This is a genomic window from Chromohalobacter canadensis (genome assembly GCF_034479555.1).
Taxonomy (GTDB): domain Bacteria; phylum Pseudomonadota; class Gammaproteobacteria; order Pseudomonadales; family Halomonadaceae; genus Chromohalobacter; species Chromohalobacter canadensis.
Map to the genome: position 1 here is coordinate 569,882 of NZ_CP140151.1, position 22,722 is coordinate 592,603.

Here is a 22,722-nt window from a genome sequence, read left to right on the forward strand (position 1 = left end):
ACGAGTTTGATGCCCCGCACAGCTCGGTAAGGGATACGCATAACCACAATCGATATCGGGAGAATTCGCCATGTCTATCAAGACACACGCCGTGACCGCCACTCTTGCGGGGGCCATGTGCTTCGCCACTGTGGCACAAGCCGACCGTGAGGATTGGCCGGAAAACTTTACCGTAGGCACCGCCAGCCAAGGCGGCACTTACTTCGTGTATGGCTCCGGCTGGGCCAATATGATCGCCGATGAACTAGGGCTTTCGGGCGGCGGCGAAGTCACCGGCGGCCCCAATCAGAACCTGGCTCTGGTGCAAAACGGTGATGTCGCCCTCGGCTTGACGACGATGGGTCCGGCTGCCGATGCCGTGGCCGGCAAGAGCTCGCTGGCACCGGGCGTAAAAATGGATAACGTCTGCGCCTTGTTCCCGATGTACGAGACGCCGTTTTCCATCACCACGCTTGCCGACAGCGGTATCGAGTCGATCTCCGATATCCCCGACGGCGCCAGCATCGGCTTTGGCCCGGCGGCCTCCACATCGGACACCTATTTCCCGGCCATGCTCGAGACCCTGGGCGTCGAATTCGACCGTCGTAACGGCGGCTGGAATGACCTGGGCGGCCAATTGCAGGACGGCCTGATCGACGTCATCGCCTTCGCTGCCGGTATTCCGATTCCCGCCGTCAGCCAACTCGAGGTACAAACCGACGTCAATATCGTCGAGTTCACCGAGGAAGAGCAGGCGAAGGTGATGGAGGAATTCCCGGTCTCGGCATTCTCGATTCCTGCCGATACCTACCAGACCCTCGAGGAAGATGCTCGCGCGGTCTCCATGTGGAACTTCACCATCGCCGGCTGCAATCTCCCCGAGGACCTCGTCTACGAGATCACCAAGCTGAGCATGGAAAACAACGACAAGATGCGTGATATCCACCGCAGCGCCGAATTCAGCATTCCCGAGAACCTCAAGTACAACACCGTACTGCCCTTCCATCCGGGTGCGGTGCGCTGGTACGAGGAAAATGGCTACGAGATCCCTGAGGAACTGAAGCGCTAAGTCGGTCGTGTATCTAAATGCCGCCCCGCATCAAGATGTGGGGCGGCATGCATCTCCTCCCACTCACACCCAAGGGTGTTTTCATGTCTCAACGTTCCCAATCCCGTGACGAGGGAGCCGACGACGTCGTCCAGTCCGTCAATGCCGACGGCGTCGATGAGGTCGCTGTCGAATCCAACCGACGCCTCTACGACGGATGGCAATGGTGGCTCTTCGGCGCCCTGGCCATCGTCTATTCGCTATTTCACCTGGTCTCGCTCAACATCTACCCTCTCGAGACTTGGTCGTTTCGCATTCTGCACATCGCCGGCGCCCTGATCCTGGGCTATGGCTTCTACGCCGGTACACATTTCGCCGAGACCCCGCAAGCGCGCTCGAGCGCCTGGATGCGCTGGTTGAGCTACGCCATGTTGATTCCGGCGTTCTACGCCTTGGTTCGCACGGCGATGATGTATCAAACGATGAACGATGGCGCCATGCGCATTGCCCCCGAGATCGAGGCTTGGCACTTCGGCTATCCGTTGCTGCTGGCCACCGTGGCAGGCATCGTGCTGTCGTGGAGCTATCGCCAGGTACGTGACGGGCTGTCGCCGGCGGATGCAGTGTTGATGGTCTGCTCGCTGGCCGTGGCCGGCTATCTGCTGGTGATGTTCAACAGCCAGCTACGCGCCTCTACCGGTACGTCCTTCGCCCCCATGGGGATGTCCTATGCGGCCATCGCCGGTTCGCTGCTGATTCTTGAGTTGACACGTCGCGTCGCCGGTCTGGCACTGGTAATCATCTCCACGATATTCCTGGTTTATGTCTTCGTCGGCCCGCATCTTCCAGGGTTTCTTGGCTACCCGGGCCTCTCGGTGGGTCGATTCTTCAGCCAGGTCTACACCGATGCCGGCATTCTCGGCCCCACCACTGCCGTGTCCTCGACGTACATCATCTTGTTCATCATCTTCGCGGCGTTTCTGCAGGCGTCCAAAGTCGGTGACTATTTCGTCAACTTCGCCTTCGCCGCCGCGGGACGAGCGCGTGGCGGACCCGCCAAGGTTTCCATTTTCGCCTCTGGCTTGATGGGCATGATCAATGGCACCTCCGCCGGCAACGTGGTTTCCACCGGCTCGCTGACCATCCCGCTGATGAAGAAGGTGGGCTATCCGCCACGCAGTGCCGGGGCCATCGAGGCGGCCGCTTCCACCGGCGGGCAGATCATGCCCCCGATCATGGGCGCTGGGGCCTTCATCATGGCCGAGATCACCGGCATTCCTTACACCGAGATTGCCATCGCCGCATTGATCCCGGCCATCCTGTACTTCGCCTCGGTCTATTTCATGGTCGATTTCGAGGCCGCTCGCAAAGGCATGCGGGGCATGCGCAAGGACGAGATCCCGCGTTTCTCGAAACTCGTCAAACACGTCTACCTGTTCGCGCCGATCATCATTCTGATCGCGGCGCTGTTCATGGGTTACTCGGTGATTCGCGCGGGCACGCTGGCGACGGCATCCGCCGCCGTGGTGAGTTGGGTCTCGCCTAACAAGATGGGAATACGTGCCATCCTCAAGGCACTCCAGCTGGCCGGGACGATGTCGATTCAGATCATCGCCGTGTGCGCCTGTGCCGGGTTGATCGTCGGCGTGATCGCGCTGACAGGGGTTGGAGCGCGCTTCTCGTCGTTGCTGCTCGGCCTGGCAGGCGTCAGCCAATTGTTAGCGCTGATCTTCGCCATGTGCATCAGTATCCTGCTGGGCATGGGCATGCCGACCACCGCCGCTTACGCCGTCGCGGCATCCGTGGTGGCTCCCGGCTTGATCGACATCGGCATTCAGCCACTGGTGGCACACTTCTTCGTGTTCTATTTCGCGGTCGTGTCAGCCATCACACCGCCGGTGGCGCTGGCGTCCTACGCGGCAGCGGGAATCTCGGGCGACAACGCCATGGGAACCTCCGTGGCCTCGTTCAAGATCGGCCTGGCGGCCTTCATCGTGCCGTTCATGTTCTTCTACAGCCCAGCCATGCTGATGGAGGGCTCGTGGCTACAGATCCTGCGTGTCGGTGTCACTGCGACACTCGGCATCGTGCTGCTGTCAGCCACCGTGCAAGCGTGGTTCTTCGGACCGGTCAAGGCATGGCAGCGCCTGGTGATGCTGATAGGTGCGCTGTGCATGATTTATGGCGGCATCTACACCGATATCATCGGCCTGATGATCGGCGTGGGGCTGTTCGCTATGCAACGCACTCGGAATGGCACGTCTACCGCCACGCCGCACTGACTTGCGGGGATCGTGCCACCTCCACATGCCCCCGTTCGGCTTGGCCGTTCGGGGGCGTGATGTGTAGTAACCGAAAAAACACGACCTCGGTGCTTAACTTTCCACGTTGGCCTGTGCTAATAGTGAAGTGAGGTCTTGGCCTATTACTGCTGCGCAAGGAGGTTGCCATGGGTAACGTTTCGTCCCCACGCACCGCCCGGGTCATTGACCTGGACACCATGAGGCAGCGACGTCAGGCCCAGCGCCGCATTCTACGCCTGGCGCCTGAACTGGATGGCCTCGAGATGCTGTATCATCTGGCTTCGGACCCAGAGACACTGTATGGCATGCCGCTGTTGGCTTGGGGACTACGCGAAAGCGGCGAGGTGGTTGGCTTGGTGCCTTGGATGGAGGCCCTGACCGCCTGCCATGAGATGGACAGTCCCGATCATGGGCACTTTTTCGGCTATCGCGATCCCGAAACGGAAGAAATCTTCCACTCGCCGCCCGAGCATAAAGTCTATGAACTGGAACATGCCGCCGCGTATTTCGATTACGAAGAAACGTCGGCACCGACCCTGATACAGCAGTTGCCCGATACCCAGGGTACGCATGCGCTGTGCCTCGCCAGCGACGGGGAGAGCTGGCAACTCAAGCAGGTATTTGGCTGGCGCTTGTACAACGACGGCAATGTGGAATCGCTACTCGTCGATGAAAAACGTGTCGAGCAGACGCCGATCGTGGCTGGCGATGCCTGCCTCTATGCCGGCCATAGCCGCCATGCGACGGTGTATTACTTCCAGCGTCATATCGCCAATCAGATCAAGCAACAGGACCCCACCACAATGGAGGCCCTCGCCGTGATGACGACGCCTTCCTCATCGTCTTGACGGAGAGGCGCGTCACGCTAGACGAATGACATAGCGGTAACGCTCGTCTTCTTCCTGCGACTGGGCGACGAGTTCATGGCCCAGGAAGGTGCAGAACTTGGGGACGTCGCGCGTCGTGGCAGGATCCGTGGCGATGACTTCCAGAAGTTGGCCAACGTTCATGTCCCGCACCTGATTGTGCATCATCATGATCGGTTCGGGACAATACAGGCCGGAAGTATCCAGCACGGCATCCGGCGTGGGCAGGGACGTATCGGGATCGGACATAAATGACGTAACCTCGTGTTCGCTCAGGTTCGATGATGCGCTATCGCCGTGGCGACCTCAATCCTGCAAGTACACATGCACGGTCACTTCCTCGCGATCGTGGTAAAGGTGTCGAGCGCGTATCCGTGCCCGCACACCGGCTCGATGCAGGCTATCCTCAAGGCGTGCCAGGCAACGTGCCACTTCTTCCCAGCGCTTCTTCATGGGCAGTTTCAGGTTGAAGATCGCTTCACGGCACCACTTCTGGATCAACCAGCGCTCCACCATGTCGATGACACGCATGGGTTTGTCGACGATGTCACACACTAACCAGTCTAGACGCATCGGGGGCTCCCAGACGAAGGCATCCTCGCGCAGGTGCTCGACTTGCCCCGTGGCCATCAGCGTCGCGTCCATGGGGCCATTGTCGATGGCATAGACATACATGCCTTGGCGCACGAGCTGATAGGTCCAGCCTCCGGGGGCGGCGCCGAGATCGGCCGCCTGCATGGCATCGTTGAGGCGTGCCGGCCAGGCGTCACGCGGTACGAAGACATGCCAGGCTTCTTCGAGCTTGAGGGTCGAGCGACTCGGCGCTTCACGCGGGAACTTCAGGCGCCATATGCCGCCGAGATGCTCGGCACGGTTACCAGGGAAGCTGATCGCCAGCTGGACACGATCCCCCGCCGTCCAGAATAGATGCAAGCGCCGGCCACCCGCCTTACGACGCAACGCACCGCGTTTTTTGAGCGTGCTTTCCAACGGCTTGCTCAAGGCTTTCATCAAACCGGCCAGCGCCTTCTCTTCGTTGGTATCCGGCGTTTCCTGCCAGACCGATTCAAACGACCAGCCGCTGGCGACGACGAGCTCGATGATCGCCGTCAGCCGGTCGTCGCGTGGCAAGTCTTCCAAGGGCGGAAACGCCACCAGCGATTGTCGCGCGAACACCAGAGCCTCGAGCGGTAGGCGACGATGCACGTCATTGGCAGGTGTAACGGGGTCGAGCACGAAACGCACATGGCCGCTGCCCGGCGCCGCGATGGGGTATCCCACCTGCCCCATGTCGGCGACCTTGTCCGAGAGTTCGGCGCTCAGGTCCTTCTCGAAACCGGGACGGCAATAGAGTAGCCACTCGTGCGGACAGACGGCCATGTTGGACTCCAGAATCGGCGGGCCGGCAGTCTAACGAGCGGAGAGTACGCGAGGCAAGCAATCATGCCTCGCGCCCTATTCCAGTACTGTTCGTACCACGCACGTCTGACGCCTTTCTACGCCAGGCGCCGCTGGGTCTTTTCATCGAACAAGACGGCGCGACTCAAGTCGGCGCGCAATGCCACTCTGTCGCCCGCCACTACGCGACTCTTCGGACCGAGGCGGGCAGTTATCTCGTTGCCACCCAGCCACGCTTGCAGCAAGGTATCCGCGCCGGTCGGCTCGACCACCGTCGCCGTCACCTCAAGCCGCGTGCCCTCACCTGACGTTTCTTGTATGGCGTCGTCTTCGAGAAAATGCTCGGGCCGCAATCCCAGAATCAGACGCTCGCCGACGCGGGCCGATAATTCCTGGGTGTCACGCTCCACGGGCCACGGCAACGTCAACGCCACCTCGCCTTGTTCCTCATCGTGGACTTGCAAGGCATAACCGCTTGCCCCTGCATGACTCACGAGCGTGACGGGAAGGAAGTTCATCGATGGCGAACCCATGAAGCCTGCCACGAACATGTCCACGGGATCGTTATACACCTCATGGGGCGTACCTAGCTGCAGGATTTCTCCATCGCGCATCACCGCGATTCGATCGGCCAGCGTCATGGCCTCGATCTGATCGTGCGTGACATAGACGATGGTGGTCCCGAGGCGCTGGTGCAATTTCTTGATCTCGGTGCGCATTTCCACGCGCAGCTTGGCATCCAGGTTCGAGAGCGGTTCGTCGAACAGATAGATCTGCGGCTCGCGCGCCAAGGCGCGGCCCATGGCCACGCGCTGGCGCTGCCCACCCGAGAGTTGCGAAGGCTTGCGGTCAAGCAGCGGCGTGATTTGCAACAGCTCGGCCACACGCGAGACAGCCTCCTCACGCTGGGCCTTGGGCATCTTGCGCATCTCCAATCCGAAGGAAATGTTCTGCCGCACGTTCATGCTCGGATAGAGTGCATAGGACTGAAACACCATGGCAATATCGCGCTCGGACGGCGTATGCCAAGTCACGTCTTCATCACCGATGCGTATTTCGCCACTAGTGACGGGCTCGAGCCCTGCGATGGTGTTCATCAATGTCGATTTCCCGCAGCCCGAGGGGCCGACCAGGATCAGGAACTCCCCGGAATCGATCGCCAGGGAAATATCCTTGAGTACCTGCGTGCTACCGAACGTCTTGTTGACGTGACGGATGTTCAAAGCGGACATAATGACCTCTGTAATCAACCCTTGACGGATCCCGCGGTCAACCCGCGCACGAAATATTTTCCGGCCAGCACATACACCACCAATGTCGGCAAGGCGGCGATCATGGCCGCTGCCATGTCGACGTTGTACTCCTTAACGCCGGTGGAGGTGTTGACCATATTGTTGAGTGCCACCGTCACCGGCTGCGAGTCGAAACCCGCGAACGACACCCCAAACAAGAAGTCATTCCAGATCTGGGTGAATTGCCAGATGACCGTCACGGTGATGATGGGACCCGATACCGGCAGCAGAATGCGCCAGAAAATGCGCCAGAAACCCGCGCCGTCTAGCTTGGCGGCGGCGATCATTTCATCGGGTATCGACACGTAATAGTTACGGAAGAAAAGCGTCGTGAACGCGATGCCATACACCACATGCACAAGCACCAAGCCACTGGTGGAACTAGCCAGCCCCAGCCAGCCCAACGTCCTCGCCATGGGCATGAGCACCACCTGGAACGGGACGAAACAACCGAACAGCAGCAGTGCAAAGCACAGGTTCGCGCCGCGAAAACGCCATTTGGTCAACACATAGCCATTAAGCGCGCCCACGAAAGAGGAAATCGCCACGGCGGGCACGACGATGGCTATCGAGTTGAGGAAATACCCCGACATGCCATCGCACCGCATACCGGTACAGGCCGACCCCCATGCCTTGCTCCAGGCTTCGAAGGAAATCGTGCTGGGCAGCGACAAGAGGCCACCGGCACGAATGTCATCCAGGGGTTTAAGCGACGTCAGAAGCATTACCACGAGCGGCAATAGATACACCAGCGCCGCCACGATCAGCAGCGTATATAGCCCGCCTCGCCATAGCCGTGCCGAGGTCGTATGTCGACGTACCATGTTAGCCATGTCGCTGCCCTCGCAATTCGGAATACAGATACGGCACCAGGATCGCCAACACGCCACACAGCATCATGATCGCGCTCGCCGACCCCAGGCCGATCTGCCCCCGTGTAAAGGTGTGGGCGTACATGAAAGTGGCGGGCAGGTCGGTCGCGTAGCCGGGTCCGCCTCCCGTCAGCGCCATGACCAGATCGAAACTCTTGATGGCGATATGGGCGAGAATCATCACGGCACTGAACACCACGGGGCGTAGGCTCGGCAGGACGATGCGTGTGTAGATACGTGGCAAACTGGCGCCATCCAGCGCCGCCGCCTGAAAGAGGCTGTCGTCGATACTCCTGAGACCGGCCAGGAACAAGGCCATCACGAACCCGGATGCTTGCCATACGGCGGCGATCACCAAGGTGTAAATAGCCATGTCGCTATCGACGAGCCAGTTGAAGGTAAAGTCTTCGAATCCCCAGCCACGCACCATCGCCTGGATACCCAACCCTGGGTTGAGCAACCAGCGCCAGACGACCCCGGTCACGATCAAGGAAAGCGCCATCGGGTAGAGATAAATCGTGCGCAGCGCGCCTTCCTGTCGGATACGCTGATCGAGAAAAATCGCGAGCAGTAGCCCTATCACCAGACAGCTCACGATGAACAAGCCACCGAACACCACCAGGTTAGTAGCCGCCACGTGCCAGCGTTCATTGGCAAAAAGTCGCGCGTACTGCGCGAAACCCACGAAATCGTATTGCGGCAACATCCGCGAGTTGGTCAGTGAAAGCAGAAACGTCCAGAGCATGTAGCCATAGACGAAAAACAACGCCACCCCGAGCGAGGGCGCAACGACAAGACGGGGCAATACACGTTCGATATGGCCGGCCAGAGAGCGACGGTGTCGTCGCTCGACGGTAGCAGGCGCAGGTACATTTGATGGCATCGACGATATCCTTTTGACAAGACACGATTGCTCGCTGCCGACTCAAGCCTCGGCAGCGAGCAACGACTCACCTCACTCGGCCGCGCGTACGGCGCTGACCAGTCGCTCTGAGGCGGTCTCGGCCTTCATGTCAGGATCATTGAAGAAGTTGGTGATGACATCGAATACCGCACCTTGCTGGCTGTCCGACACCGCCATGCCATGCGCCAGACTAGGCACCAGCCCCTTTTCGTCCATGGCGACATCGAAGGCTTCACGCGAAGCCTTGGCGCAGGCATCGAAATCGTCGAGGGAGACGTCCAAGCGCACCGGGATCGACCCTTTGGCTTGGTTGAACTGGACCTGGAAATCCTTCGACAGAACGATACTCGCCAGGTCCAGTTGGGCCTGTTGCTGACCTTCGTCGTCAACATCGAACATGGCCAGGCTATCGGTGTTGTAGGAGAACATGCTTTCGGTCATCGGCGGGGCGACACATTCATAGTCCTCGCCCGGCGTCATGCCCGCAGCGGTGAACTCTCCCTTGGCCCAGTCGCCCATGATCTGCATGGCCGCCTTGCCACCGATGACCATCGATGTGGCGATGTTCCAGTCACGGCCAGCGATGTTGTCGTCCATCGTGCCGCGTAGCTTCTTGAAGGTCTTGAGCGACTCGATCATGGTGTCACTGGTCAGCGCCTCAGGGTCCAGATCGACGAACGCCTTGCGATAGAAATCGCCACCCCCGATCCCCATCATGACCACTTCGAAAACGGTCGCGTCCTGCCAGGGCTGGCCACCGTGAGCGAGCGGAATGTAGCCCGCCTCGCGAATCTTGTCGGCCGCGTCAAAGAACTCGTCCCAGGTCTGCGGCACGTGATCAACACCCGAATCTTCTAGAACCTCGGGGTTGGCCCAGATCCAGTTGATACGGTGAATATTCACGGGAACGGCCGCATAATGCCCTTCGACTTTATCGGCGGCGGCGACTTCTTCGGGGAGGAAATCGTCCCAACCATCGGCTTCGGCAGCTTTATCGATATTGCCGAGGAATCCCATGTCGCCCCACTCTTTAATCAAAGGCCCCTTGATTTGCGCCACCGCCGGTGGATTTCCCGAAATCGCACGCGATTTGAGTACCGTCATGGCGCTATCGCCCGCGCCGCCGGCCACCGCGAAATCTTTCCAGGTGTGGCCCTTGGCCTCGAGCTTTTCCTTGAGCAGATTGGCGGCCTTGGCTTCGCCTCCCGAGGTCCACCAATGGAGAACCTCGATTTCAGCGGCATTGGCCTGCCCCACGGCAGCAGACAGCAGAGCACCTGCGGCGAGCGCATGGATCGTTTTCATGGCGTAACTCCTTATGGTTGTTATCGCGACATGGGTCGCTCATCACGAGGGGATGCCCCGTGTCTTACCAGTTTTGGGAGCGGCCAGCGAAGCGTCGACGGGGCAAGAAAGAGAGAAAGAAGGCCCAAAGGGCGGTCATGCCCAGCACTGTTCACGCTCGAATGAATGGCGCAATCCGTGACTGTTATCGTTATTACGTCAGTCCCTTGTTGGCGACCATGAGCCAGCGGATCGAACGCCCCCGATCCCTGGGTTCGAGCGTAGCGTATGCCAACATGCGTTTGGGTTACCGAGTCTTACAAAGTCTTGGCGACATATTGCAGCTCTGTAATATTCAACTCAGCCACATCTAGGGAACTCAATGCGCCAAGGGTAGGCTTAGCTGAACGCTCAATCCTCCTTCGCTGGACTCATTCAAGTAGATCTCACCACCATGGGCGCGCACGATATGCCGCGCAATGGCAAGCCCCAGGCCACTGCCCCCCGTGTGACGACTCCGTGAAGGCTCGAGCCGCACGAAAGGCTCGAAGACACGTTCCCGCTGTGCCTGGGGAATACCCGGCCCATCGTCACTGATGCCGATGACGATATGCTCGTAATCCCGGTGAAGAGCGATATCCACATGCTGCGCATAAAAAATGGCGTTCTCTATGAGATTGGCCAGACAACGCTTGAGTGCCAAGGGTTTCGCCGACAGCCACCCCGCATGCCCTTCAAGATGGATCGAAGCACCTTCATGCACGGCAAGCTCCTCCATGAGATCTTTCACCAGTGCGTCTACGTCGATCGCGGAGGCCGTCTCATGGAGATCCAATCCTTTCACCGAAGCCAAGGCCCCTTTCACCAACTGATTCATTTCATCCAAGGAGTGTATGAAAGCCTCACGCTGAGCGGGTGAGTCGAGCATCTCGGCGCGCAGGCGTAAGCGTGTGATGGGGGTTTTGAGATCATGCGAAATGGCGGAAAACAAGCGTTCACGCTCCTCGACCTGATGGCGAATCCGTTCACTCATGCGATTGAACGCCATCGCAGTATCGCGCAATTCACGTGGTCCGCGTTCGGCAAGCGGCGGGGATTCCAGATCGTCTCCCAGACGTCTTGCCGCTTTGGCCAGGATCGAGAGCGGCCGCGTCGACCTGCGTATTCCCCATAACGACAACATGATGACCGTCAGCAAGACGGCCATGGAGACGAAAAGTCGATCCCCGGATAACCAAGTGGCATCTTCCAGGGACTCCGCCATGGGCAAGGAGGTCGCGACGAACAACCAATTGCCCCCTTCGAGAGGCATTTGCACAACGAGGATTGGCGTCGACAACGGTGTGATAGCCAAGCTGCGGTGCGCCCAATGTGCGGGAAGCTCCGCGAGGGGAACTTCATTATTGAATACACGCAGGTCGCCGGGCTGTGAAAACCCGATGTACATCTCGCGTTGCCCAAGCTCTTGCTCGAGCCCATCTCGCAAATTAGCGGCCACCATCTCACGTGCGTTGCCCCCACTCGTACTCGGCAAGGCGATGCGGTGATCGTTGACGCTGACGAAGAAGCGAGTCCCGCCCATATCGCGCAATTGATCGAGCACGATGTGCCGATACTCATATGGCAACGAACTGAAATAACGTACGGTGGCGGCCAAACTTTCGGCTAGATGACGCGACAGAGTATCGAGCCGCACCAGGCGCTCACGGTTTTCCTGCCAACTCCAGATCCCGTAGCTGGCAATCTGCGCACCTAACACGCCCAGCAGCATGATCAATACGAAGCGACCCCTGAGGGTTCGCGGACGCCACCACCGCTTCACATCACCGATTCCACGGGGGCTGCCAGGACATAACCTGCTCCGCGCACGGTACGGATCAATTGCGAATGCTGGGCATCTTCTCCCAGGCGCTGACGCAAGCGGCAGACGTGTACATCGATGGAGCGATCCAAGGGCGGCGCTCGGCGTCCCCGGCTAAGGTCGAACAAGCGCTCGCGGGACAGCACCTGCTCGGGATGATCCAGAAATACACCCAGCAGTTGATAATCCGCTCCCGATAGATGACTTCGGTTACCCGCATCGTCGATCAACTCACGCGTAATCCTATCGAGCGACCAGGGTCCGAATCGGACGATGCGTGTGGCCGCGGCTGGTAATGGCTTGACGCGGCGCAAGATCGCTTTGACGCGCGCCAGTAGTTCACGCGGATTGAACGGCTTGGCCAAATAGTCGTCGGCTCCTAGTTCGAGTCCGAGAATACGGTCGGTTTCATCCACACTCGCGGTCAGCATGATGATGGGCAAGCTGCTATGCCGGCGAAGATCGCGACAAAGCGACAATCCATCTTCTCCCGGCATCATGATGTCGAGTATCAGTAAATCGGGATCTTCATCGCGTATCAAGGTAGGTAAGGCATCGCCGTCTTCCCCCAATACGACCTTGAAGCCATGTCGCTCGAGGTAAGTTTGCAACAGTTCACAAATTTCGGCGTCGTCATCGATGACGGCCACTGTCGTATGATTCATCGTCATAGTGGGAGACGCTCCCTGCCGCTGCTTCCCAATTCGACAGAAGGCACTGCGGATATTTGTTGGTTATCGTCGCGATTCTTTATCGATGATGCGATGGCCTCCCCTACTCATCAAGCGAATCATGGGGCGACACGACCAAAGGGGGAGGAATATAACGTACATACGCAATATGGGTGAGTTTTATGAGCGCTGTGACGATACTCGACGTAGTAGCTTTTCATTCGACAGCATCAAACGCATTGTTTTTTCAGCCCCATAAACGACAAAACCCCAGCTTCGCATGAAGCTGGGGTTTTAGAATAAATGCCTGACGCATGACCCGGCCGGCGCGCCGGGACTCGCCGTGGGGAGGCCCCTAAACGAGTGAACCCCGACCAAAGGCCGGGGTTCGGAATAAATGCCTGACGATGACCTACTCTCGCATGGGGAAGCCCCACACTACCATCGGCGCTAAGCGGTTTCACTGCTGAGTTCGGCATGGGATCAGGTGGGACACGCTCGCTATGGTCGTCAGGCGAAACAGGTGTCGTGGCCCTCAGGGCCACAACGCAATCGGGAATAAGCTGACGCGATCGTCTCACACGCATCCGGGATCGGCTCGTCACCAGACCCTTTGGGTGTTATATGGTCAAGCCTCACGGGCCATTAGTACACGTTAGCTCAACGCCTTGCAGCGCTTCCACACCGTGCCTATCAACCAGCTGGTCTCGCTGGGCCCTTCAGGAGGCTCGAGGCCTCGGGGAGATCTCATCTTGAAGGGGGCTTCCCGCTTAGATGCTTTCAGCGGTTATCCCGTCCGCACATAGCTACCCGGCAATGCCACTGGCGTGACAACCGGAACACCAGAGGTGCGTCCACTCCGGTCCTCTCGTACTAGGAGCAGCCCTTCTCAAATCTCCAACGCCCACGGCAGATAGGGACCGAACTGTCTCACGACGTTCTAAACCCAGCTCGCGTACCACTTTAAATGGCGAACAGCCATACCCTTGGGACCGACTTCAGCCCCAGGATGTGATGAGCCGACATCGAGGTGCCAAACACCGCCGTCGATGTGAACTCTTGGGCGGTATCAGCCTGTTATCCCCGGAGTACCTTTTATCCGTTGAGCGATGGCCCTTCCATACAGAACCACCGGATCACTAGAACCTGCTTTCGCACCTGCTCGACGTGTCTGTCTCGCAGTCAAGCACCCTTATGCTCTTGCACTCGATGCACGATTTCCAACCGTGCTGAGGGTACCTTCGTGCTCCTCCGTTACGCTTTGGGAGGAGACCGCCCCAGTCAAACTACCCACCACACACTGTCCTCGACCCGGATAACGGGCCCAAGTTAGAACGCCAATGATGCCAGGCTGGTATTTCAAGGGTGGCTCCCCTGGGACTGGCGTCCCAGGTTCCAAGCCTCCCAGCTATCCTACACAAGCAACATCAGCATCCAGTGTGAAGCTATAGTAAAGGTTCACGGGGTCTTTCCGTCTAGCCGCGGGGACACCGCATCTTCACGGCGATTTCAATTTCACTGAGTCTCGGGTGGAGACAGCGTGGCCATCATTACGCCATTCGTGCAGGTCGGAACTTACCCGACAAGGAATTTCGCTACCTTAGGACCGTTATAGTTACGGCCGCCGTTTACCGGGGCTTCGATCAAGCGCTTCGCCGGAGCTAACGCCATCAATTAACCTTCCGGCACCGGGCAGGCGTCACACCCTATACGTCCGCTTACGCGTTAGCAGAGTGCTGTGTTTTTAATAAACAGTTGCAGCCACCTGGTATCTTCGACCGGCTCGAGCTCAGAACGCGAAGTCCGTCACCCTATGCCGGCGCACCTTCTCCCGAAGTTACGGTGCCATTTTGCCTAGTTCCTTCACCCGAGTTCTCTCAAGCGCCTTGGGATTCTCACCCTGACCACCTGTGTCGGTTTGGGGTACGGTCGCATGTGATCTGAAGCTTAGAGGCTTTTCCTGGAAGCGTGGCATCGATGACTTCCAGACCGTAGTCTGTTCGTCTCGCCTCTCGGCCTTGAGGATCCGGATTTCCCTGAACCCTCGGCCTACCGGCTTTCACCAGGACAACCAACGCCTGGCTCACCTAGCCTTCTTCGTCCCCCCATCGCAATCACATCCGGTACGGGAATATTAACCCGTTTCCCATCGACTACGCCTTTCGGCCTCGCCTTAGGGGCCGACTCACTCTGCTCCGATTGACGTCGAACAGAAACCCTTGGTCTTCCGGCGTGCGGGGTTTTCACCCGCATTATCGTTACTCATGTCAGCATTCGCACTCGTGATATCTCCAGCGCGCTTCTCAACGCCCCTTCACAGACTTACACGACGCTCCTCTACCACTCATCCAGAGGATGAGTCCGTAGCTTCGGCACCTGGTTTGAGCCCCGTTACATCTTCCGCGCAGGCCGACTCGACTAGTGAGCTATTACGCTTTCTTTAAAGGATGGCTGCTTCTAAGCCAACCTCCTAGCTGTCTAAGCCTTCCCACATCGTTTCCCACTTAACCAGAATTTGGGGGCCTTAGCTGACGGTCTGGGTTGTTTCCCTTTTCACAACGGACGTTAGCACCCGCTGTGTGTCTCCCACGCTGCACTCATCGGTATTCGGAGTTTGCCTCGGGTTGGTAAGCCGGGATGGCCCCCTAGCCGAAACAGTGCTCTACCCCCGACGGTGATACGTGAGGCGCTACCTAAATAGCTTTCGAGGAGAACCAGCTATCTCCGGGCTTGATTAGCCTTTCACTCCGATCCACAGCTCATCCCAGCATTTTTCAACATACTTGGGTTCGAGCCTCCAGTCAGTGTTACCTGACCTTCACTCTGGCCATGGATAGATCGCCCGGTTTCGGGTCTATATCCAGCGACTCATCGCCCTGTTAAGACTCGGTTTCCCTACGCCTCCCCTAGTCGGTTAAGCTCGCCACTGAATATAAGTCGCTGACCCATTATACAAAAGGTACGCAGTCACAGAACGAGTCTGCTCCTACTGCTTGTACGCATACGGTTTCAGGATCTATTTCACTCCCCTCGCCGGGGTTCTTTTCGCCTTTCCCTCACGGTACTGGTTCACTATCGGTCAGCCAGGAGTATTTAGCCTTGGAGGATGGTCCCCCCGTCTTCAGTCAAGGTTTCACGTGCCCCGACCTACTCGATTTCACCAATGCGGGTTTTCGGTTACGGGACTATCACCCACTATGGCCGGCCTTTCCAGGCCGTTCACCTAACCGTGCATTGACTTAAGGGCTAGTCCCCGTTCGCTCGCCGCTACTCAGGGAATCTCGGTTGATTTCTTTTCCTCGGGGTACTTAGATGTTTCAGTTCCCCCGGTTCGCCTCCCAACCCCTATGAATTCAGGGTGGGATACCCAGCTGATGCTGGGTGGGTTTCCCCATTCAGAAATGCCCGGGTCGTAGGTTGTTTGCCACCTCACCGAGCCTTATCGCAGGCTACAACGTCTTTCATCGCCTCTGGCTGCCTAGGCATCCACCGTATGCGCTTCATCGCTTGACCATATAACCCCAAAGGGTCTGGCCTGGCGACGAACACGATTTTGCCGGATACGCTTGAGACGTATCGTCTTGCTTTGTCAGCTTATTCCACATTGTTAAAGAGCATTGCTCTATTCGATCAGGTAATTCATTGTGAGCGCTTACCCAGGGGGGATGCGCGGTCGTTTAAGGAGGTGATCCAGCCGCAGGTTCCCCTACGGCTACCTTGTTACGACTTCACCCCAGTCATGAACCACACCGTGGTGATCGCTCTCCCGAAGGTTAAGCTAACCACTTCTGGTGCAGTCCACTTCCATGGTGTGACGGGCGGTGTGTACAAGGCCCGGGAACGTATTCACCGTGCCATTCTGATGCACGATTACTAGCGATTCCGACTTCGCGGAGTCGAGTTGCAGACTCCGATCCGGACTGAGACCGGCTTTTCGGGATTAGCTTCAGCTCGCGCTTTCGCAACCCTTTGTACCGGCCATTGTAGCACGTGTGTAGCCCTACCCGTAAGGGCCATGATGACTTGACGTCGTCCCCACCTTCCTCCGGTTTGTCACCGGCAGTCTCCCTAGAGTTCCCGACCGAATCGCTGGCAAATAGGGACAAGGGTTGCGCTCGTTACGGGACTTAACCCAACATTTCACAACACGAGCTGACGACAGCCATGCAGCACCTGTCTCTGCGCTCCCGAAGGCACCCCGGAATCTCTTCCGGGTTCGCAGGATGTCAAGGGTAGGTAAGGTTCTTCGCGTTGCATCGAATTAAACCACATGCTCCACCGCTTGTGCGGGCCCCCGTCAATTCATTTGAGTTTTAACCTTGCGGCCGTACTCCCCAGGCGGTCGACTTATCGCGTTAACTGCGCCACTAAGTCCTCAAGGGACCCAACGGCTAGTCGACATCGTTTACGGCGTGGACTACCAGGGTATCTAATCCTGTTTGCTACCCACGCTTTCGCACCTCAGCGTCAGTGTCAGTCCAGAAGGCCGCCTTCGCCACTGGTATTCCTCCCGATCTCTACGCATTTCACCGCTACACCGGGAATTCTACCTTCCTCTCCTGCACTCTAGCCTGCCCGTTCCGGATGCCGTTCCCAGGTTGAGCCCGGGGCTTTCACACCCGGCGTGACACGCCGCCTACGCGCGCTTTACGCCCAGTAATTCCGATTAACGCTTGCACCCTCCGTATTACCGCGGCTGCTGGCACGGAGTTAGCCGGTGCTTCTTCTGCGAGTGATGTCGTCCGTACCGGGTATTGGCCGGCACGCTTTCTTCCTCGCTGAAAGTGCTTTACAACCCGAAAGCCTTCTTCACACACGCGGCATGGCTGGATCAGGCTTTCGCCCATTGTCCAATATTCCCCACTGCTGCCTCCCGTAGGAGTCCGGGCCGTGTCTCAGTCCCGGTGTGGCTGATCATCCTCTCAGACCAGCTACGGATCGTCGCCTTGGTGAGCCGTTACCCCACCAACCAGCTAATCCGACATAGGCTCATCCAATCGCGCGAGGTCCGAAGAGCCCCCGCTTTCTCCCGTAGGACGTATGCGGTATTAGCCTGGGTTTCCCCAGGTTATCCCCCACGACTGGGTAGATTCCTATGCATTACTCACCCGTCCGCCGCTCGTCAGCGTCCAGCAAGCTGGACCTGTTACCGCTCGACTTGCATGTGTTAGGCCTGCCGCCAGCGTTCAATCTGAGCCATGATCAAACTCTTCAGTTGAAAGTCTGATAGTCCGTTGAGCGGACCAAACTTGGTTCAAGACTAAAACGTTCTCAAAAAGACCCGAAGGTCTCTGACGAGTCGCTTGCCTTGATAGGTCGTGACTGGCACCCCTATCCTGAGCAAACGCCCACATGAATTACCTGATCGATTGTTAAAGAGCGGCTCCGGGCTCGCAAAACGAGAAGCGGAGCGCTTGCGTGTGCCCAATGGGCGCCTCGCAAGGAAGGCGTATTCTACCGAAAGCGCCGTGATTGTCAAGGCGTTAGCCGAGGTGACAATCGCTGACATCGCCTTGAACCGCGGCGTTGTCAGGGGCCTTTCGAGGTGCGGCGCATTTTACCGAAACCGGCGTCACTGTCAAGCGAGAAAGCCACCCGAAGGTTTGAATTTCTCAAGCACGTCAGCCACTTGCGCTACCTTTCCACCGCTGGCCACGAGGTCCGTCGCCGGCAGCGGATGCGTACTTTACGGACCTGACGGCGCGAACGCAAGGGGTTTTTCTCAGATCACGAAACGATCAACGAAACGATGTACCGGCGTGCTTTCCAGACGCGCCTGATCTGCGCACAGCGCCAGAATCTCATCGCAGTGACGTGGCGGGAAACGTGTCGCGAGGTTGGCGTGAAACTTCTCTTCCAGCAGTGGCATACCTTCCGCTCGGCGGCGGCGATGCCCGATGGGGTATTCGACGGCCACTTGATCGGTCTTACTTCCATCCTTGAAGAACACCTGAATCGCATTGGCGATGGAACGTTTATCGGCCTCGAGATACTCACGGCTGTAACGCGCGTCCTCGATCACTTCCATCTTGTCACGCAATCGATCGATGACAGTGTTCGCCGCATGGAAGGCATCCTCGTAGTGCTCGGCAACCAAGTGTCCGAAGATCAAGGGGACGGCCGTCATGTACTGAAGGCAATGATCGCGATCGGCAGGATTGGCCAGACGCCCTTCCTTGGAAATGATGCGAATCGCCGACTCATGGGTAGTGATCACGACCCTGTCGATGTCCTCCAGACGGTCCTTGACCTGAGGATGCAGCGTCACGGCTGCTTCGCAGGCGGTCTGGGCATGAAACTCCGCCGGAAAGCTGATCTTGAACAGCACGTTTTCCATGACATAGGAACCGTAGTCCTGACTGATACGGAAATGGCGATCATCTTCCGGTTTGAGCTGCTGGTCCTTGTTGGTCTTCGTGAACAGCACATCATAGAAGCCCCATTGCGGTGCACTCAGCACACCGGGGATACCCATTTCGCCACGCATGGCGATATCCGCCAGGCGCACGCCACGCGAGGTTGCATCGCCCGCCGCCCAGGACTTACGTGACCCGGCGTTCGGTGCATGCCGATAAGTGCGCAGGCTCTGGCCGTCGACGAAGGCATGCGACAACGCGGCGAGCAGCTGTTCGCGATCCGCCCCCATCAGCTTGGCGACCACCGCAGTCGAGGCTACCTTGACCAAGGCAACGTGATCGAGCCCTACCCGATTGAACGAGTTCTCTAGCGCCAGCACACCCTGAATCTCATGGGCCATGACCATCGCCTCGAGTACATCACGCACGGTCAGCGGCGCCTCGCCTTCGGCCACGCGCTTTTGCGACAGATGATCGGCAATCGCCAGGATTCCCCCCAGGTTGTCCGAGGGATGCCCCCACTCCGCCGCCAGCCAGGTATCGTTGTAATCCAGCCAGCGAATGATGGCGCCGATATCCCAGGCCGCCTTGACCGGGTCAAGACGCAGCTGGGTGCCCGGCACCCGTGCACCGTGAGGCACAACGGTCCCCTCGACCAACGGCCCTAGATGCTTGGTGCACTCGGGAAAGCGTAGTGCCAACAAGCCGCATCCCAGTGTATCCATCAAGCAGTAGCGGGCGGTTTCCAGTGCCTCCTGACCGGTGACACGATATTCCAGCACATAATCGGCGATCGCCTGCAGCTCGGGATCGTAGTCAGGGCGCTGGTTCTGTTCGACGTTGGCACTCATGTTGATTCCTTGAAGTCAGGCTCGAAGCTCGAAGCTCGAAGCTCGAAGCTCGAAGCTCGAAGCCAGTATTATTGACGCTGCCCGATCGGTAGCCACCCTTGCTTTTCAGGCCCCACATAATCCGCGCTGGGTCGGATGATGCGGTTGTTCTCGCGCTGCTCGAACACATGGGCGCACCAGCCAGTCAGCCGTGAACACACGAAGATCGGCGTGAACAGCTTGGTGGGAATGCCCATGAAGTGGTAGGCACTGGCGTGGAAGAAGTCGGCATTGCAGAACAGCTTCTTCTCACGCCACATCACCGCCTCGACACGCTCGGAGACAGGGTAAAGCCGCGAGTCGCCCACATCGTCGGCGAGACGCTTTGACCACTGCTTGATGATGGCGTTGCGCGGGTCGGATTCGCGATAGATTGCGTGCCCGAAGCCCATGACCTTTTCCTTGCGCTCGAGCATGCCCAGCAGCTCGCGCTCGGCCTCTTCAGGCGTTTGCCAGTCCTCGATCATCGCCATCGCCGCTTCGTTGGCTCCACCATGCAACGGGCCGCGTAACGAGCCGATAGCGCCGGTCACACAGGAATGAATATCCGACAGCGTCGAGGCGCACACACGGGCGGTGAAGGTCGAGGCATTGAACTCGTGCTCGGCGTAAAGAATCAACGAAACGTTCATCACCCGTGCATGTAACTCAGAAGCGGGCTTGCCGTGCAGCAAATGCAGGAAATGGCCGCCCACCGAGTCATCGTCGGTTTCGGTATCGATGCGCACGCCGTCATGGCTGAAGCGATACCAGTAGTTAATGATCGAGGGGAACGCCGCCAGCATTCGGTCGCTTTTATCCTGCTGCTCGGCGAAGCTCTCCTCGGTCTCGAGATTGCCCAGCATCGAGGCCCCGGTACGCATCACATCCATCGGATGGGCATCGGCGGGAATCTGCTCGAGCACCGCCTTCAGCGATGCGGGAAGGCCGCGCAGCGACTTGAGCCTGGCCACGTAGGCGTCCAGCTCCTTCTGGTTGGGCAACTTGCCCTTGAACAACAAATAGGCGACTTCCTCGAAGCGAGCGTTCTCGGCGAGGTCGTGAATGTCATAGCCACGGTATGTCAATCCGGAGCCCGACTGGCCAACAGTGCATAACGCAGTGCTGCCGGCGCTCATGCCGCGCAAGCCGGTACTGGTGGGCGTGTTATCCGCCATGGCGAGCCTCCTTGTGCCAGATCGTTATCGTTTTGCCTTACGCTGATAGCGCCAGCCACACCGATCGCTTCACTGGTTCTCGTCGAACAAGGCATCCAGCTTGCGCTCGAAGGCGTGGTAATCGAGAAACTCGTAAAGCTCATCGCGCGTCTGCATCTTGTCGAGGACATCGCGCTGATGCCCATTGTCGTGAATGCTGCGATACACCTCGAGTGCCGCAGCATTCATGGCACGGAAGGCCGACAGCGGATACAGCACCATGCGGCAGCCCACGTCATGCAGTTCCTGCTGGGTGAACAGCGGCGTGGCGCCGAACTCGGTGATATTGGCCAGAATCGGCGCATTGACGCCCATGCAGAATGCACGGTAGTCCTCGAGGCTATGCACGGCCTCGGCGAAGATGGCATCGGCACCGGCTTCGAGACAGGCATTGGCGCGCTCGATGGCTGCTTCCAAGCCTTCCTTCTGGAAGGCATCGGTACGCGCAATCAAATAAAAATCGTCATCCAGACGTGCATCGGCTGCCGCCTTGATGCGATCCACCATCTCTTGCTGCGACACGATGGCCTTGTTGGGCCGGTGTCCACAGCGCTTCTGTGCGACCTGGTCTTCCAGGTGCACCGCCGCCACACCAGCGCGCTGCATTTCCTTGATGGTTCGCGCGATATTGAACGCCCCGCCCCAGCCTGTATCAATATCGACCAGCAGCGGGGTTTCCGAGGCCGCCGTAATACGCCGGGCGTCCTCGGCGACGTCGTTCATCGTGGTCATGCCTAGATCGGGCATGCCGAAGGACGCATTGGCCACGCCGCCCCCGGAGAGGTAAATCGCCGGATGCCCCACCTTCTCGGCCATGAGAGCCGTATAGGCATTGATGGTGCCGACGATCGGCAAGGGACGATGCGCGTCGAGCGCCGCACGGAAACGCGCGCCGGGAGCAGGATGACTCATGACGTCGTATTCTCCTCGAAATTGACATGGGCAGCCTGCTCCTCGAGTGTCTCGGCATAATGCTTGGCGACATTTTCGCGAGACGCGCTGACGTGGCGACGCATCAAGAGTTCGGCCAGTTCCTCGTCGCCCGCCTCGATGGCGTCGACGATACGGTGGTGCTCGACGAAGGCACGCTGCGGACGGGCGCCGCTGGCACTGAATTGCGTGCGGTAAAGGCGCACCAGGTAATAAAGGTCGTCACAGAGCATGGTCATCAGCATGCGATTGTGGCTGCCCTGCACGATGCAGTAATGGAAATCCAGATCACCCTCTCGCTGGAAATAGGCCTCGTCGCGCTGCAGGTTCTCCTGACGTTCGTGAACTGCCAGCACCTCGCGCAGTCCAGCGATTTCCGACGCCGTCATGTGCCGCGCCGCCAGGCGTGCCGCCATGCTCTCCAGAGCCTCGCGCAGATCGAACAACTCAAGCAGTTCACGCATGGAGAGCTTGACCACGCGTGCGCCGACATGCGGGATGCGCTCGATCAAGCGATGGGCTTCCAGGCGGCGCATCGCTTCGCGCAACGGGCCGCGCGAGATGCCATACGTCTTGGCCAGGCCTGGCTCGGTGATCTTGGCACCGGGTGCCAGTTCACCCCGCACGATGGCGCTTTGAAGTTGATGAAAGACGCGCTCGGCGAGTGTGCGCACTTCGGGAGCGTCGTCATGCCCAGTCGCCGACTGCCAAGCGTCATGAGAATCGGTGTTATGCGAAAAAGGAGGAAGCGTCATGTAATTGTCGACAATAAAGAATAAGTATTACTTTAGTAACCTACCCCAAAAGGGTCAACCGCCTGAAGCCCGGCGCTTCTACATCTTTCGCCGCATAGGCAGCGTACACCGGCAGCC

Annotated in this window: 15 protein-coding genes and 3 rRNA genes; 3 read left to right on the forward strand and 15 right to left on the reverse strand. The window is 58.6% G+C overall.

Going from position 1 to position 22,722, the window contains the following annotated elements; translation table 11 throughout:
* The first annotated feature begins 70 nt into the window (after nt 1–70).
* From SR908_RS02780 to SR908_RS02790, 3 genes are all read left to right on the forward strand, one after another.
* Nucleotides 71–1,048: a TAXI family TRAP transporter solute-binding subunit gene (locus SR908_RS02780; RefSeq protein WP_246925405.1), complete on the forward strand. Its 978-nt coding sequence runs from the start codon at nt 71–73 to the stop codon at nt 1,046–1,048.
* 83 nt (nt 1,049–1,131) lie between these two features.
* Complete coding sequence (locus tag SR908_RS02785; RefSeq protein WP_246925408.1) at nt 1,132–3,309, forward strand: TRAP transporter permease; 2,178 nt, start codon at nt 1,132–1,134, stop codon at nt 3,307–3,309.
* 167 nt (nt 3,310–3,476) lie between these two features.
* Nucleotides 3,477–4,178, forward strand: coding sequence for a hypothetical protein (locus SR908_RS02790; protein ID WP_097023097.1), 702 nt, complete (start codon nt 3,477–3,479; stop codon nt 4,176–4,178).
* 12 nt (nt 4,179–4,190) lie between these two features.
* On the opposite strand, the gene tusA is transcribed toward SR908_RS02790, so the two are convergent.
* The 15 genes from tusA to SR908_RS02865 form a co-directional block, all read right to left on the reverse strand.
* Nucleotides 4,191–4,445 (reverse strand): sulfurtransferase TusA, encoded by a 255-nt coding sequence (gene tusA / locus SR908_RS02795; protein ID WP_040239149.1) that lies wholly within the window; start codon nt 4,443–4,445, stop codon nt 4,191–4,193.
* A 57-nt stretch (nt 4,446–4,502) separates the two neighbouring features.
* Nucleotides 4,503–5,576 (reverse strand): 23S rRNA (cytidine(2498)-2'-O)-methyltransferase RlmM, encoded by a 1,074-nt coding sequence (gene rlmM / locus SR908_RS02800; protein WP_246925410.1) that lies wholly within the window; start codon nt 5,574–5,576, stop codon nt 4,503–4,505.
* Between the two features lie 116 nt (nt 5,577–5,692).
* Complete coding sequence (locus SR908_RS02805) at nt 5,693–6,826, reverse strand: ABC transporter ATP-binding protein (RefSeq protein WP_246925413.1); 1,134 nt, start codon at nt 6,824–6,826, stop codon at nt 5,693–5,695.
* Nucleotides 6,827–6,840: 14 nt separating this feature from the next.
* Nucleotides 6,841–7,719 carry a carbohydrate ABC transporter permease gene (locus tag SR908_RS02810; protein WP_246925416.1) on the reverse strand — a complete coding sequence of 293 codons (879 nt, stop codon included), beginning with the start codon at nt 7,717–7,719 and terminating at the stop codon, nt 6,841–6,843.
* Nucleotides 7,712–8,641 (reverse strand): carbohydrate ABC transporter permease, encoded by a 930-nt coding sequence (locus SR908_RS02815; protein ID WP_246925419.1) that lies wholly within the window; start codon nt 8,639–8,641, stop codon nt 7,712–7,714. Before SR908_RS02815 ends, SR908_RS02810 begins: the two co-directional genes overlap by 8 nt.
* A gap of 72 nt (nt 8,642–8,713) precedes the next feature.
* On the reverse strand, nt 8,714–9,967 hold the full coding sequence (locus SR908_RS02820; RefSeq protein ID WP_246925422.1) for an ABC transporter substrate-binding protein: 1,254 nt from the start codon (nt 9,965–9,967) through the stop codon (nt 8,714–8,716).
* A gap of 358 nt (nt 9,968–10,325) precedes the next feature.
* Nucleotides 10,326–11,717, reverse strand: a complete 1,392-nt coding sequence (locus SR908_RS02825) for an ATP-binding protein (protein ID WP_281505496.1) — start codon at nt 11,715–11,717, stop codon at nt 10,326–10,328.
* A 47-nt stretch (nt 11,718–11,764) separates the two neighbouring features.
* Complete coding sequence (locus tag SR908_RS02830) at nt 11,765–12,478, reverse strand: response regulator (protein ID WP_246925441.1); 714 nt, start codon at nt 12,476–12,478, stop codon at nt 11,765–11,767.
* A gap of 399 nt (nt 12,479–12,877) precedes the next feature.
* A 5S ribosomal RNA gene (gene rrf / locus SR908_RS02835) occupies nt 12,878–12,993 on the reverse strand.
* A 109-nt stretch (nt 12,994–13,102) separates the two neighbouring features.
* A 23S ribosomal RNA gene (locus SR908_RS02840) occupies nt 13,103–15,991 on the reverse strand.
* Nucleotides 15,992–16,156: 165 nt separating this feature from the next.
* Nucleotides 16,157–17,696 (reverse strand): 16S ribosomal RNA (locus SR908_RS02845).
* The 16S, 23S and 5S rRNA genes sit together here, the layout of an rRNA operon.
* A 504-nt stretch (nt 17,697–18,200) precedes the next feature.
* Nucleotides 18,201–19,685, reverse strand: a complete 1,485-nt coding sequence (gene prpD / locus SR908_RS02850) for a 2-methylcitrate dehydratase (protein ID WP_246920506.1) — start codon at nt 19,683–19,685, stop codon at nt 18,201–18,203.
* A gap of 68 nt (nt 19,686–19,753) precedes the next feature.
* Nucleotides 19,754–20,881, reverse strand: coding sequence for a bifunctional 2-methylcitrate synthase/citrate synthase (gene prpC, locus SR908_RS02855; protein ID WP_246920505.1), 1,128 nt, complete (start codon nt 20,879–20,881; stop codon nt 19,754–19,756).
* Between the two features lie 69 nt (nt 20,882–20,950).
* Entirely contained in the window at nt 20,951–21,832 is an 882-nt protein-coding gene (prpB, locus tag SR908_RS02860) for a methylisocitrate lyase (RefSeq protein WP_246920504.1), read from the reverse strand.
* Nucleotides 21,829–22,605, reverse strand: a complete 777-nt coding sequence (locus SR908_RS02865) for a GntR family transcriptional regulator (RefSeq protein WP_246920502.1) — start codon at nt 22,603–22,605, stop codon at nt 21,829–21,831. Before SR908_RS02865 ends, prpB begins: the two co-directional genes overlap by 4 nt.
* Between the last annotated feature and the right edge of the window lie 117 nt (nt 22,606–22,722).

Bases quoted from the DNA above. Each gene is read 5' to 3' on its own strand.
- SR908_RS02780 (WP_246925405.1), top strand. From the start codon at position 71: ATGTCTATCAAGACACACGCCGTGACCGCCACTCTTGCGGGGGCCATG.
- SR908_RS02785 (WP_246925408.1), top strand. From the start codon at position 1,132: ATGTCTCAACGTTCCCAATCCCGTGACGAGGGAGCCGACGACGTCGTC.
- SR908_RS02790 (WP_097023097.1), top strand. From the start codon at position 3,477: ATGGGTAACGTTTCGTCCCCACGCACCGCCCGGGTCATTGACCTGGAC.
- tusA (WP_040239149.1), bottom strand. From the start codon at position 4,445: ATGTCCGATCCCGATACGTCCCTGCCCACGCCGGATGCCGTGCTGGAT.
- rlmM (WP_246925410.1), bottom strand. From the start codon at position 5,576: ATGGCCGTCTGTCCGCACGAGTGGCTACTCTATTGCCGTCCCGGTTTC.
- SR908_RS02805 (WP_246925413.1), bottom strand. From the start codon at position 6,826: ATGTCCGCTTTGAACATCCGTCACGTCAACAAGACGTTCGGTAGCACG.
- SR908_RS02810 (WP_246925416.1), bottom strand. From the start codon at position 7,719: ATGGCTAACATGGTACGTCGACATACGACCTCGGCACGGCTATGGCGA.
- SR908_RS02815 (WP_246925419.1), bottom strand. From the start codon at position 8,641: ATGCCATCAAATGTACCTGCGCCTGCTACCGTCGAGCGACGACACCGT.
- SR908_RS02820 (WP_246925422.1), bottom strand. From the start codon at position 9,967: ATGAAAACGATCCATGCGCTCGCCGCAGGTGCTCTGCTGTCTGCTGCC.
- SR908_RS02825 (WP_281505496.1), bottom strand. From the start codon at position 11,717: ATGCTGCTGGGCGTGTTAGGTGCGCAGATTGCCAGCTACGGGATCTGG.
- SR908_RS02830 (WP_246925441.1), bottom strand. From the start codon at position 12,478: ATGACGATGAATCATACGACAGTGGCCGTCATCGATGACGACGCCGAA.
- prpD (WP_246920506.1), bottom strand. From the start codon at position 19,685: ATGAGTGCCAACGTCGAACAGAACCAGCGCCCTGACTACGATCCCGAG.
- prpC (WP_246920505.1), bottom strand. From the start codon at position 20,881: ATGGCGGATAACACGCCCACCAGTACCGGCTTGCGCGGCATGAGCGCC.
- prpB (WP_246920504.1), bottom strand. From the start codon at position 21,832: ATGAGTCATCCTGCTCCCGGCGCGCGTTTCCGTGCGGCGCTCGACGCG.
- SR908_RS02865 (WP_246920502.1), bottom strand. From the start codon at position 22,605: ATGACGCTTCCTCCTTTTTCGCATAACACCGATTCTCATGACGCTTGG.